The 13,014-nt window shown below is 69.0% G+C and carries 9 protein-coding genes; 5 read left to right on the plus strand and 4 right to left on the minus strand.

The genetic code is table 11. The features are described from left to right. Positions 1 to 9: 9 nt before the first annotated feature. Positions 10 to 807: a PaaX family transcriptional regulator gene (locus tag SK803_RS38820; protein WP_319971197.1), complete on the minus strand. Its 798-nt coding sequence runs from the start codon at positions 805 to 807 to the stop codon at positions 10 to 12. A gap of 371 nt (positions 808 to 1,178) precedes the next feature. On the opposite strand from SK803_RS38820, the gene SK803_RS38825 reads away from it, so the two are divergent. The 3 genes from SK803_RS38825 (at position 1,179) to SK803_RS38835 (ending at position 4,682) form a co-directional block, all read left to right on the plus strand. Continuing rightward, entirely contained in the window at positions 1,179 to 1,346 is a 168-nt protein-coding gene (locus SK803_RS38825; RefSeq protein WP_065914675.1) for a DUF3117 domain-containing protein, read from the plus strand. Between the two features lie 238 nt (positions 1,347 to 1,584). Next, the gene (locus tag SK803_RS38830; RefSeq protein WP_319971198.1) at positions 1,585 to 3,003 is read left to right on the plus strand and encodes a leucyl aminopeptidase family protein; all 1,419 of its coding nucleotides are present in this window, start codon (positions 1,585 to 1,587) and stop codon (positions 3,001 to 3,003) included. Positions 3,004 to 3,083: 80 nt separating this feature from the next. After that, the gene (locus SK803_RS38835; protein WP_319971199.1) at positions 3,084 to 4,682 is read left to right on the plus strand and encodes an amidohydrolase family protein; all 1,599 of its coding nucleotides are present in this window, start codon (positions 3,084 to 3,086) and stop codon (positions 4,680 to 4,682) included. Here SK803_RS38835 and SK803_RS38840 read toward each other — a convergent pair. Continuing rightward, the gene (locus SK803_RS38840; protein WP_319971200.1) at positions 4,664 to 5,557 is read right to left on the minus strand and encodes a LysR family transcriptional regulator; all 894 of its coding nucleotides are present in this window, start codon (positions 5,555 to 5,557) and stop codon (positions 4,664 to 4,666) included. The genes SK803_RS38835 and SK803_RS38840 overlap by 19 nt on opposite strands. A 52-nt stretch (positions 5,558 to 5,609) precedes the next feature. Between SK803_RS38840 and SK803_RS38845 the strand changes: the two genes are divergently transcribed. After that, on the plus strand, positions 5,610 to 6,854 hold the full coding sequence (locus SK803_RS38845; protein WP_319971201.1) for an MFS transporter: 1,245 nt from the start codon (positions 5,610 to 5,612) through the stop codon (positions 6,852 to 6,854). Positions 6,855 to 8,183: 1,329 nt separating this feature from the next. Here the strand turns inward: SK803_RS38845 and glgA are convergent. Beyond that, positions 8,184 to 9,335: a glycogen synthase gene (gene glgA, locus SK803_RS38850; protein ID WP_319971202.1), complete on the minus strand. Its 1,152-nt coding sequence runs from the start codon at positions 9,333 to 9,335 to the stop codon at positions 8,184 to 8,186. An 88-nt stretch (positions 9,336 to 9,423) separates the two neighbouring features. On the opposite strand from glgA, the gene glgC reads away from it, so the two are divergent. Beyond that, positions 9,424 to 10,638, plus strand: coding sequence for a glucose-1-phosphate adenylyltransferase (glgC, locus tag SK803_RS38855; RefSeq protein WP_319971203.1), 1,215 nt, complete (start codon positions 9,424 to 9,426; stop codon positions 10,636 to 10,638). Between the two features lie 18 nt (positions 10,639 to 10,656). Here glgC and SK803_RS38860 read toward each other — a convergent pair whose 3' ends face one another. Further along, positions 10,657 to 12,915 carry an SdrD B-like domain-containing protein gene (locus tag SK803_RS38860; RefSeq protein WP_319971204.1) on the minus strand — a complete coding sequence of 753 codons (2,259 nt, stop codon included), beginning with the start codon at positions 12,913 to 12,915 and terminating at the stop codon, positions 10,657 to 10,659. Between the last annotated feature and the right edge of the window lie 99 nt (positions 12,916 to 13,014).

Raw genomic sequence — 13,014 nt, forward strand, 5'->3', positions numbered from 1 at the left:
GAACCTCCATCAAGCTGTGGAAACGTTGCGAACAGGCCGCAGGCACTCGTCGACGAACCGACTCGTGCCCGGTGCCAGCCGCAGTGTCTGTTCGTCGAAGAACGACGCTGCCGCGTGCCCCGGCCAGTCCGGTGGCAACAGTTCAGCAGGAAGACCGGGATCGCGGAACAGGAACTTCCGCCACGAGTGCAGCAGCTGCTGCGAGGCCGCGAACGCCGCCGAGTCGTCAGTTTCGTCCACAACGGACACCGCCGCCCGCCAGTGCGCGACGAACCCGGCGTAGTCGCGGCCCAGTTCGGCCAGGTCCCAGGCCTTCGCGGCGAGCTCGGCGTCGCCACCGTCGTGTGAACCGTGAAAAGTTCGTGCGGGAACTTCCTCCGCGGCCAGCACGTCGGCCAGTTCCGGCGACGGGCGGGGCGCGATCCACGTCACAGGGCCGAGCGCGCCGTAGCCGAGGAGTTGCAGCTCCGACGCCAGGTGGTCCCGCGAGTCGCGGCCCGGCATCTCCTCCAGCACCACCACGTGCCAGCGACCGTCCCACGTGGACGGCCCGGTGCGATAGATGCGGGCGGCGGCCTCGTCGAGCCTTCGTTCCCCGCGAGGTGTCATCGCGTAGCCAGGGCCGTCGGGCAGCCGCACCGGGTGCAACCAGCCCTGCCTGACCGTTCGGGACACGGCCGTGCGCACGGCCGGCGCGGCGAATCCCAGGGGTTCGAGCAGCCGGACGAGGGCGGCAATGGTGGCGGCACCACCTCGTTCGCGCAGGTGGCCGCCGTAGACGTCGAAGAGCGCGGAACGGGCTCGCACCCTGTTGAGTCTGTCACGCCGCGCCCAACGCCGTGTCGCGCCGTTCCGTCCGCGGTAGTCGCGGCCGAGGGGCCCGGAGGCGGCGCCGCAGGAACTCCCGAATACGCCCGGTATGAGGGCGTCCCTGCGGCGCCGCCTCCGGACCTCTCGCCCGTGACTCTCATCGAACGGAACGGCGCGACACGGCCAGCTGTGCCGAAAGTGTTGCGCAGAAGTGAAAACGCGTGGTGATCAGGTGCGAAGCAAGATCGACAACTGTCACCCGGACTCGCCAAAAGATCGGTTCGGTTTCGCCCCTGAGTCGCCATAGGGGAGAATGGAGCAGATCCGGCCTGGCCGGACGGGGAAGATGTTGACGGAGGGAGCACGCGATGGCGGCCATGAAGCCCCGGACCGGCGACGGTCCCCTCGAGGTCACCAAGGAGGGACGCGGCATCGTCATGCGCGTGCCGCTCGAGGGTGGTGGGCGCCTCGTCGTCGAGATGTCGGCGGACGAGGCCAGCGCCTTGGGCGACGCGCTGAAGGCCGCCGCCGGCTGAGGCCTCCCGGTGAGAAGTACGTGAAGCCCCGGTTTCCACAGTGGAGACCGGGGCATCGCTTCGTTCTGCGAGCACTGTGGCCGTCATTCTCCGCCGCGTCTTCCTGCGCTCAGCAGGGCACCTCGTGCCCGTCTGACCGGCGAAATACGGGGCGAAGACTGACGGCCACAGCGCTAGGCCAGAATGAACGGTTGTCAACACATGGGGAGGTCCAGTCGTGGCGTCGACGGTTCCGTCAGTGCCGACCAAACTCGTCGACGTGGAGGTGGCCACCACCACGCGTCGCAACGTTCCGGCGGTCGTGCTCGCGACCACCGGGCCGGCGCTGGGACCGGGTGGCGACGACCTCGACACCTCGGAGATCACCGGCAAGGCGGGCGAGGCCCTCCGTCAGCACGGCACCGACGTGTGGACGCTCGGTGTCGGCACCAGCACCCTCGGCGATCTTCGCACCGCGGGTGCGTCACTCGTACGTGCGTTGAGCGGTGACGACGCGCCCAAGACCGCGGACGTCCTGCTGACGCCCGACTTCGACGCCGAGAAGGTGCGCGCGTTCGTGCTGGGCGCGGCGCTCGGCGGTTACCGCTTCAAGGTCACCGGTGAGGACGGACCCAAGCGGGTCGCCTCGCTGCGGCTCGTCACCGGCGACACCGGCTTCGACGAGGTGCTGACGTCGGCCGCGCTGAAGGCCCACGCGCTGGCCACCGCCACCTCGCTGGCCCGTGATCTCGCGAACACGCCGTCCAACGTCAAGGACCCGCGCTGGCTCGCCACGACGGCCGCCAGGCTCGCGGACAAGCTCGACGGGCTGTCCGCCGTCGTGCGCGACGAGAAGTGGCTGGCGCAGCAGGGCTTCGGCGGCGTGCTGGCGGTCGGTGGCGGATCGTCCCGCCCGCCGCGGTTCCTGGAGCTCACCTACGACGGCGGTGGCAGTGAGCACCTGGTCTTCATCGGCAAGGGCATCACGTTCGACACCGGCGGCATCTCGATCAAGCCCGCCGACGGAATGCACCTGATGCGCACCGACATGGCCGGCGGTGGCGCGGTGATCTCCGCGCTGCTGGCCGTGGCCCGCCGGCAGCTGCCGATCAAGGTCACCGGGCTCGTGCCGTGCGCGGAGAACCACGTGAGCGGGTCGTCGTACCGGCCGGGTGACGTCGTGCGGCACTACGGCGGCGCGACCACCGAGGTGCAGAACACCGACGCCGAGGGCCGCATGGTCCTGGCCGACGCGATGGCGTACGCGGTGAAGAACCTGAAGCCGGACCTGGTCGTCGACGTGGCGACGCTGACCGGCGCCATGAAGGTGTCGCTCGGCCTGCGCACGGGTGCCGTGTTCAGCTCGTCCGACGACCTCGCCGCGAGCGTGATCGACGCGGGCGCGAGGGTCGGCGAGAAGTGGTGGCGGATGCCGTTGCTGGAGGAGCACGTCGCCTCCGTCGCCAGCGAGATCGCGGACTACAAGCAGTGCCCGCCCGGTCCCGGCGGCATCACGGCGGCGCTGTTCCTGCAGAAGTTCGCGGGTGACGTCCCGTGGGCGCACCTCGACATCGCGGGCCCGGCGCGGTCGGAGAAGGTCTACGACGAGGTCGTCGCGGGCGCCACCGGCTTCGGCGCGCGCACGCTGATCGAGCTGGCTGAAAAATATTCGCGTTAGTACCTACGATCTGCCGATACGAGACAGCGACGTTCCACGGCATGATGTGAGCGCCTTCACACCGTCGTAGAGGAGCGCTCGTGTTACTTCGCCTGGTCGTCGCCTTAGCGCTGTTAGCCGCGGCGCTCACCCCCGCATCGGCCGCCACGCCCTGGTGGGAACCAGTGGCGCGGCCGGCGCCGGACTCGCAGATCAACGTGACGGGTGAGCCGTTCAAGGGCGTCGACGGGCAGGGCAGGGTGCGCGGGTTCGTCGACGCGCACAACCACCTGATGACCAACGAGGGCTTCGGCGGCAAGCTGATCTGCGGCAAGCCGTTCTCGGAGCAGGGCATCGCGGACGCGCTGAAGGACTGCCCCGAGCACCACCCGGCGGGCCTCGGCGCGATCTTCGAGGCGATCGTGACGGGCGACTTCGACGGCCACGACCCGGTGGGCTGGCCGACGTTCAAGGGCTGGCCCTCGTACACGACGGTGTCGCACCAGCAGAACTACTACGCCTGGGTGGAACGGGCCTGGCGCGGCGGTCAGCGCGTGCTGGTGCAGGACCTGACGAGCAACGCCGAGCTCTGCATCATCCACCCGTTCAAGGACAAGCCCTGCGACGAGATGGCGTCCGTGCGGTTGCAGGCCCAGCGCACCTACGAGCTGCAGGCGTTCATCGACAAGCAGTTCGGTGGCACGGGCAAGGGCTGGTTCCGCATCGTCACGTCGTCAGAGCAGGCCAGGGACGTGATCAAGCAGGGCAAGCTCGCGGTGGTGCTCGGCATCGAGACCTCTGAGCTGTTCGGCTGCCGGACGTTCCTCGACATCCCGTTGTGCAGCAGGGCCGACATCGACCGCGGCCTCGACGAGGTCTACGCGCTCGGCGTGCGCAGCGCCTTCCTGTGCCACAAGTTCGACAACGCGTTGTGCGGCGTCCGGTTCGACTCGGGCACGCAGGGCGGCGTGATCAACGCCGGCCAGTTCCTGCGCACCGGCCAGTGGTGGAAGACCGAGGAGTGCAAGGGTCCGCAGCAGGACAACCCGATCGGCACCGTCGGCCCGAACGCGCTGATCCCGGCTTCGGCCGTCGCGCCGGCGTACGACCCGGCGAAGCGCTGCAACGTGCGCGGTCTGACGTCACTCGGCGAGTACGCGGTGCAGGGCATGATGCGCCGGCACATGATGATCGAGATCGACCACATGAGCGTGAAGGCCGCCGGTCGCACGCTGGATCTCGCCGCGCAGGCCCGGTACCCCGGCATCGTCTCCAGCCACAGCTGGATGGACGCGCAGTGGACCGAGAAGGTCTACCAGCTCGGCGGGTTCATCGCGGGCTACGAGAACGATCCCGGCGGGTACGTCGCTCAGGCGGCCGCCGCGGAGCCGTTGCGCCGCAAGTACGACGTGGGCATCGGGTTCGGCTCCGACTACAACGGCGTGGGCTCGCACCCGGCACCGCAGTCCGGCGTGACCTACCCGTTCCGCAGCTACCCGGACGGCCCGCTGGTCGACCGGCAGCGCACCGGTGAGCGCGTCTGGGACATCAACGTCGACGGCGGCGCGCACATCGGTCTGCTGCCGGACTGGGTCGAGAAGGTCCGCCAGCTCGGCGGTGACCAGCTGGTCCAGGACATGCTCGGCGGCGCCGAGTCGTACCTGCGGACGTGGTCGGGGTCTCAGCGCTGGACGCCGTGAGTCCGGAAGGCGTGGTCGCGGAAGGCCCGGACGGCGGGCGGCAACGGCTGGTCCCTCAGCCACGCCAGCCCGAAGATCCGGCCGGTGCGCGGGGTCAGCGGTAGCTCCCGCAACCCGGCGGGCGGGACGAACTCGGCGTGGGTGAGCAGTGCCACGCCGAGTCCCGCCGCCACCAGTCCGCGCACGGTCTCGATCTCCTGGCACTCGAACACGTAGCGGGGCGTGAACCCGGCCGCCGCGCACATGTCGTCGGTGATCTGGCGCAGGCCGTAGCCGTGCTCCAGGGTGATCAGCTCCTCGTCGGCGATGTCGGTGATCCGCACGGACCTCCGGTCCGCCAGCCGGTGCCCCGAGGGCACCACGACGATCAGGTCCTGCTCGAACAGGACCACCGACTCGAACTCGGGACCGACCGGCGGCGGGGCGACCAGCGCGAGGTCGATCTCGCCGCTGACGAGCTTGTCGACCACGGCCTGACGGGCGTTCTGGACCAGGCCGAACCGCACGTGCGGGTGTTCGGCGCGGTAGCTGCGGACCAGCTCCGGCACGATCGCGCGGCCGAGCATGTGCAGGAAGCCCAGCACGACACGGCCCTTCTCCGGGTCGAGCTCCTCCTCGACCTCGCGCAGGCCGGGTTCGAGCGCGGCCAGCGACCGGGTCGCGGCGTCGGCGAGCAGCCGGCCGGCGCGGGTCAGCCGGACCCTCCTGCCGCTCCTGACGATGATCGGAGCGCCGAGCTGTTCACCGAGTTCGGCGAGCCAGCGGCTGATCGTGGGCTGCGGCAACCCGACGCGTTCCGCGACACGAGTCACGTGTTCGTCGGCGGCAAGCGCTTTCAGCACCGCCAGCTTCGGGGCCAGCTCCAATTCATCCACGTATTGATTTTGACGCATTTCCGTATTGGACGTATGGCTTAGCGTCAGATGCGTGAACAGGTTGACCGCGTCCATCGCCGCTTCGGGCTTCGCGTGCTTCGCGTTGCTGTACACGCCGCAGCCGGTGATGCCGCAGATCGCCGAGGAGTACGGGCTGGGCCCTGGCGGCGCGTCGCTCGCGCTCTCCGCGGCGACGCTCGCGCTGGCGGCTGCGGTCGTGCCGATCGCGATGCTGTCCGAACGGGCAGGGCGCCGGCCGGTGATCGTGGTCAGCGTGCTGGTGGCGGCGCTGCTGGGGCTCGTGCTGCCGTTCGCGCCGAACTACGAGCTGTTCCTGGTGCTGCGCGTGCTGCAGGGGATCGCCGCGGCCGGGGTGCCCGCGGCGTCGATGGCCTACCTCGCGGACGAGCTGGACGGCAGGAGGCTCGGCGCCGCGGTGGGCGCGATGATCGCCGGGAACAGCCTGGGCGGCATGTCCGGCCGGCTGGTCTCCGGCATGACCGCGGACTGGCTGGGGTGGCGCGGCTCGGTACTGCTCGCCGGTGTGTTCGGGCTGGCCGCGGCGCTGGTGGTGGTGTTCTTCCTGCCTCGGTCGCAGGGCCGGCCGAAGCGTGCGCCGCGCGGCATGAAGGCGGCCTTGAAGGACCCGGTGCTGCTCTCGTTGTACGCGGTGGCCGTGCTGCTCGTCGGGTCGTTCATCTCGTTCTACAACGTCGCGGGTTTCCAGCTCGCCGGTCCGGCGTGGCTGGAGACGCTGGTGTTCCTCTTCTACGGGTTCGGCAGCACGTCGGCTGCGTTCGCGGGCAGGCTGGCCGATCGGTACGGACGTGGTCGCGTCCTGCTGCTGTGCATCGGCGTGCTGGCCTGCGGTGCGGTGGCGAGCCTGCTGTGGGTGCCGCTCGGACTGGCGATCGTCACCGCCGGGTTCTTCGCGTCGCACGCCACGGCGAGTGGCTGGGTCGCCGCGCGGGCGCCGGAACACGCCCGCGGCCACGCGTCCGGGCTGTATCTCTGCGGCTTCTACCTGGGCAGCAGCATCGGCGGCACGTCCGGCAGCACCGCGTACGAGGAGTGGGGCTGGGGCGGCCTGGTCCTGGTGATCCTCGGCTGGCTGGCGCTGGCCGCCATGCTCGCTCAGAACTCCAGCGCGAGGGTCATGCGCGAGTCGACGGGGGCGATGGCGGTCTTGCCGAGCCGCGGCAGTTCCGGGGTGCCGTCGACCATGCCGACGGAGACCGTGCGGGTGTCGGCGGGGATCTCGACCACGACGGCGAACGGCAGCGGGCCGCCGTCGTAGCGGGCGCCGACCTGCTTGGCGACGGACCCGTCCGGCAGCGTGACGGTGATCAGGTCCTTGGTCAGGTTGCCGCCGGCGGTGTCCGGCAGGTTGCCGGTGGCCTCGATCCGCACTTCCAGCAACGCCTTGTCCGGCGCGGAGATCGTGGCGACGTCGTACTGGCTCTCGCCGAGCTTGATCGGGCGCTGGCGGCCGAGCCGGATCCCGGTGATCTTCATGCCGAGCTCGCGGTCGCCGAAGCGGATCTTCTGGGTGGGCTCCTGGAACTGCGCGGGGGCGGCGGCGCGCTCCAGCACGTGCGGCGGGGTGTCGGTGCGCTTGCCGCCGGGGACCTCGGCGCGCTGCTCCAGCGACTTGGCGCCGAGCGTGCCGAGGGCGAGCGTCTCGGTGCCCGCCTGCGGGTCGGGCACGGTGTAGACGACGAACACCGAGCCGCTGGCCGGCAGGCGGTCGGCGGGCAGCAGGTGGCGCTTGCCCGGCACCTCCAGCGCGAGCTCGGACGGCTGCGGGGCGAAACCCTGCCAGTTGGTGCGGTGGAAACCGCTGTCCGTCTCGTGGAGCTTGTCGACCTTCATCCTGACCACGCGCAGCCGTGAACCGGGTTCGGCGCGCACCGTGCCGTCCGCGGTGAACCAGATGTCCGGGTTGGCCCAGCCGGTGACGGCGGTGGAGAGCAGGTCGTCGCGCAGCTTGATGTCGGCGTTGCCGAGCCCGAGGTCGACGTTGGAGCGCTTGCCGTCGTCGGGCAGCACGGCGAGGAAGTCACGGCCGGCGGTGAGGTCCTGCTGCTTCGACGGGTCGAACTCCTTGCCGTCGGTGCGCACGAGCTTGCCGGCCGGGGTGCTGCGGTTGCCGTTCTCCGGCACCTGCGGCGACTGCACCTCGTAACGGACCTCGTCATCCTTCTTGGTGACTTCCTTCATCGGCACGGGCACCCAGTCGGTGCCGGCGCCGGTGCCGGGAACCTGGACGGGGCCGCACCAGAGCCGCTTGTCCACCTCGGCGTCCTGGCCGGTCTTGGCGAACCAGCAGCTGACCGCCGCGGCGCCCGCCCGTGCCACGTAGCCGTAGTCGAGCGTGTAGGCGAGCTGCGCCTCCGCCTGTGACTGGAGCTCGGCGGCGTCCGCGATCTTCTTGCCCTCGACCGTGAGCTGAACGGCTGTCGGCTGTGCGGCGGGTGCTGTGGCGCATCCAGTCACTGCGAGGAGGACCGTCAGACCCAGCAGTGCACAACGCACAGTTCTCGCGCCCCTCACCAGTTGAAGCCACAACGTCACTACTGGTTAAAGGCGGCCTTCACACTTTGGGGTTGCCCCGACAGAGTGTGTCTCAAATCACAGCGCGATAGACCTCGACCGTCTGCGCGGCCATCGTCGACCACGAGAACTCCTGCTCAGCCCGTGTGCGTCCGGCGGCACCAAACCGTTTGGCCCGGTCCGGGTCGGCGATGAGTTGGTTGATCGAGTGGGCCAGTTCGAGTCGATATGTCGACAAATCATGCTCGTCGTAGTGGACGAGAAGGCCCGTCTCGCCGTGCACGACGACCTCCGGGATGCCGCCGACGTCACTCGCGACGACCGCCGTGCCGCACGCCATCGCCTCCAGGTTCACGATGCCGAGCGGCTCGTAGACCGACGGGCAGGCGAACACGGTCGCGTGGCTGAGGATCTGCCGCACCTCGGCGGGCTGCAACATCTTCTGGATCCAGAAGACGCCCTCGCGTCCGGCCGAGAGCTCGCTCACCGCCTGCCGGGTCTCCTCTGCGATCTCCGGGGTGTCCGGGGCGCCGGCGCACAGCACGATCTGCGCGGTCGGGTCGATGTGGTGCGCTGCGGCGACGAGATGTCCGACGCCCTTCTGCCGGGTGATCCGTCCCACGAACGCCACGATCGGCTTTTCCGGGTCGATGCCGTAGGACGTGAGCGCGTCCGTCTCCGTGACGGGGTGGTAAGCCGTGGAATCGATCCCATTGCGCACGACGTGCACCCGCGCGGGGTCGAGCGACGGGTAGGCGTCGAGCACGTCGGCCCGCATCCCCTCGCTCACGGCGATGATCGCGTCGGCGTGTTCGTACGCCGTTCGCTCGGCCCACGACGAGATCCGGTACCCGCCGCCGAGCTGTTCGGCCTTCCACGGCCGGCGCGGCTCCAGCGAGTGCGCGGTGACCACGTGGGGGACGCCGTGCAGGAGTTTGGCCAGGTGACCACCCATGTTGGCGTACCAGGTGTGCGAGTGGACGAGGTTCGCCGAGGCCACCGCCGCGGCCATCTCCAGGTCGACCGCGAGAGTCGTGAGAGCCGCGTTCGCCTGCTCCAGGCTGTGCGGTGGGTTGTGGGCCGTCGCATCCGATCTCGGCGCACCGAAGCAGTGCACGTCGACGTCGACGAGTTCGCGGAGATGGGGCACGAGGAATCCCACGTGCACGCCAGCGCCGCCGTAGACCTCCGGTGGATACTCCCGCGTCATCAGCGCTACTCGCACGCACCCACCGTAGATCACCGCGGTACCGGTTGGGACAAAGCGGTTTGCGTCTGGTTGAAGCGCGATCGCACAGATAGGGTCACATACCGTGAAGGGGCAGCCGCACGTTCTCGGAATTGTGCTTGCCGGTGGTGAAGGCAAGCGCCTGTGGCCACTGACGGCCGACCGCGCGAAACCGGCTGTGCCCTTCGGGGGCAACTACCGGCTGGTCGACTTCGTGCTGTCGAACCTGGTCAACGCGGGGCTCGCGAAGCTCTGCGTGCTGACGCAGTACAAGTCGCACTCACTGGACCGCCACATCTCCACGACGTGGCGCCTGTCCAATGTGCTCGGTCAGTACGTGACACCGGTCCCGGCCCAGCAACGCCTGGGCCCTCGCTGGTACACGGGGTCTGCCGACGCGATCTTCCAGTCGCTGAACCTCGTCCACGACGAGAAGCCCGACCACGTGGTCATCTTCGGTGCCGACCACGTGTACCGGATGGACCCAGGCCAGATGATCTCGCAGCACGTGGAGTCTGGCGCGGCCGTGACCGTCGCCGGCATCCGGGTGCCGCGCAACGAGGCCAAGGCGTTCGGGTGCATCGACTCCGACGCGTCCGGCAAGATCACGCGCTTCCTGGAGAAGCCGTCCGAGCCGCCGCACGTGCCGGACGATCCAGAAGTGACGTTCGCGTCGATGGGCAACTACGTCTTCACCACCGAGGCGCTGCTGGACGCGCTGCGCGGGGACGCGTTGAACCCGGACTCCGACCACGACATGGGTGGCGACATCATCCCCATGCTGGTGGACCGGGGGAAGGCGCACGTCTACGACTTCCAGGACAACGAGGTTCCCGGCGCCACCGACCGCGACCGCGGGTACTGGCGTGACGTCGGAACCATCGACGCCTACTACGACGCGCACATGGACCTCGTGTCCGTTCATCCGATCTTCAACCTCTACAACCAGCTGTGGCCTATTCGGACGGCCACGCCGCCGTTGCCGCCGGCCAAGTTCATCGCGGGAGGGTCCGCTGAGGACTCGATGGTGGGCCCCGGCTCGATCATCTCCGGGAAGATCCACGGGTCGGTGATCTCGTCCGACGTGATCGTCGAGGTCGGCTCCGTGGTGCAGGGCTCGGTGCTGCTGCCCGGCGTCCGGATCGGCAAGGGCGCTGTGGTCCGGCGGGCGATCCTGGACAAGAACGTCGTGGTGCCGGACGGAGCGTTGATCGGTGTGGACGCGCCGATGGACCGTGAGCGCTACACGGTGTCCGCGAGCGGTGTCACGGTCCTCGGCAAGGGCGTTCGGGCTTACTGAACGAACGGTCGTGCGGGCCTAACAGCCCGTCAGCTTGATGTCGTCCTGACCCTCGAACCGGCGGCCGTCGACCGTGCTGCCGACAAGGGTCGCACTCGTCATGCCGCACGTCAGGCCGGTCTTGGTGGCGTCGAACTGGCAGACCAGATCGGCGCGGCCGTCGTCGTTGACGTCCTCACCCGGTGATCCGCACCGGACGAGGCTCTGTTCGAGACCGGTGGCGCCGAAGGTGAGGCTGGTCCGGTCGACCTGGGCGACGGCGTCGAACTCCGCGGTGGACAGGATCGCCACCGGGATCAGGCCGTCCTTCTTCACGTTGATCGAGCTGGGGAAGCTGCGCGGCTTCACGTCCGGCGGCACCCAGTCGATCGAGCGGACGTCGTTGGCGCGGTCGGTGTCCTCCGGGTGGGGTTCGTCGGCGGCGATCACCGCGGTGGTGGACAACAGGTGCCTGCGGTCCTGGCTGCAGGACACCGCCCAGTCCTTGGTGAACGTCGCGGTCGTGCCGGCGTTGAGCACGTGCGCCTGCTGCTGGCCGGTGTTCGGCGAGATCGTGCAGTCCGCAGGGGCACTGAAGGTCACCGTGGTGAGGGTGTGGACCGCGTCGGCCGGTCCGGCGTTCGCGACGGTCGTCGTGGTGGTGCAGGCGAAATCCTGCGTGCGGTACTGACGTTCGGTGCAGGTGAGGCGGATGTCGGTCACCGAGAGGTCGGTGCGTTCGAACACCTCGACGCGGTCCGCCGCCGAACCCGTGTTGTTCGCGGGGTCGGGGTCGATGACGTGCAGGTGGTCGAGCACGGCCTGCGCGGAGGCGGTGAAGTCGTGATAGCTGCGGTTCGCGCAGGTCACGTCCCACTTCGACGAGACGGTCGCCGGGCTGGTGATCGACACCTCGTGGCTCGTCGCGGTGGTGGGAGTCAGCGTGCAGTCCGCGGGGCCGGTGAGGCCGAGGTTGACGTCGGTGTTCGCCGGGCCGTGGTCGCCCAGGTTGACCGCGACGGCCGTGACGGTGCATTCGAACTGGTCACGGACGTAGGTGCGGCTCGCGCAGTCGAGCCGGGTGTCGTCGATGCCGACGTTCGCCTCGTCGATCACGGCGATGGTCGTTTCCGTGGTCCGGAAGTTGCTGGAGTCGTCGGGATCGGTCACGCCAGGGGTGAGGATGACCAACGTGTTGGAGTACGCGAAGCGGTGGAAGCTCGGCTGAGAGCAGGAGACTTCCACCTCGAAGATCACCTCGACCGGCCTGCCGATCACCAGCTGCCTGGTCGGCGCCGGTGACGTCATGTACATCACGGAACAGTCCGGCGGCAGATCCAGCGCCTGGAGCCAGTCCCCCACTTCGATCACCGGTGCGGGACCACGGTTCTCCAGCAAGGCCCGTATCCGCAGGAGGTGCGGGGTGTCCGCGGTCATCTCCGCGGGTGGGTCGATGAACTCGAAGGCGACCTTCACCGCGTCGGCCTTCGTCTCCACGTTGCCGAAGTCATGGCCCTCGTACTTGGTGCCGGCGGCGCCGATCGGCACGTGCACGCCGTGGCGTTCGGTACCCGAGGTGCGGGTCCAGTCGGCGCGGTTCTCCTCGGTGACGGCGTAGTCGCCAGGCAGGTGGCCGTCCAGCCGGAACTCGTAGTAGCCGTTCGCGTCAGTGGTTCTGGTGTCGACCGCGCCAGTGCCCTGACCTGCGTCGGAGCGGTCGCGGTGCAGCGTCATCGTCCAGCCGGCGAGGCCCGGCTCACCGGCGTCGCGGACGCCGTTGCGGTTGGCGTCGTGGTACTTGTGGCCGCTGATCAACGGCACCGGCTTCGCCGAAGTGTCCCTGGAGAAGTTTCCGCAGGCCTGGCCGATGAAGCTGTCGCCGTAGCTGAGCGAGGGCAGCGTGACGGGCCGCGCGTGGAAGGGATTCCACACAGGTTTGAAATGCAGCAGATGGGGTGCGCACGGCACGTCGACAACTCGGTTGTTGTCATCGCAGCCCGACCATTCCACGTCACCTGAAACGACCGGCCGGTTTTCGATGCGCGCATACCAGATGAAATTCGGGTGGAAACCCCTCGCCTGGTAATAGTCGCGGTGCCGGATGATGTCCTCATGCGACAGCACCCGACCGTAGCCCGGATCGAGCACGAACGAGTCGCGGCAGCTCACATCGGTCGTCGTGGGCATGTCCGCGCCGTCGATCCAGCACGTGTGGTGTGCGTGCGCAGCGGGGGTGGTGACGCCGATGATCGGTATCAGCGCAGCCACCAGCGCGGCGAGAACTCTTGTTGGTTTCACCTGAGCCCCTTTCGGGGAATGGACGATCCCCGACCCTGCGGAGGGCATGTCGAATTGCCGTGAGGCGTTGTTACCGCGTCACTCAGGTGGTCCAGCAAG

The sequence above is a fragment of the Lentzea miocenica genome, from assembly GCF_033949945.1.
GTDB lineage: Bacteria > Actinomycetota > Actinomycetes > Mycobacteriales > Pseudonocardiaceae > Lentzea > Lentzea miocenica.

Coding starts and splice junctions, on each gene's coding strand:
- SK803_RS38825 (WP_065914675.1), top strand. CDS start 1,179: ATGGCGGCCATGAAGCCCCGGACCGGCGACGGTCCCCTCGAGGTCACC.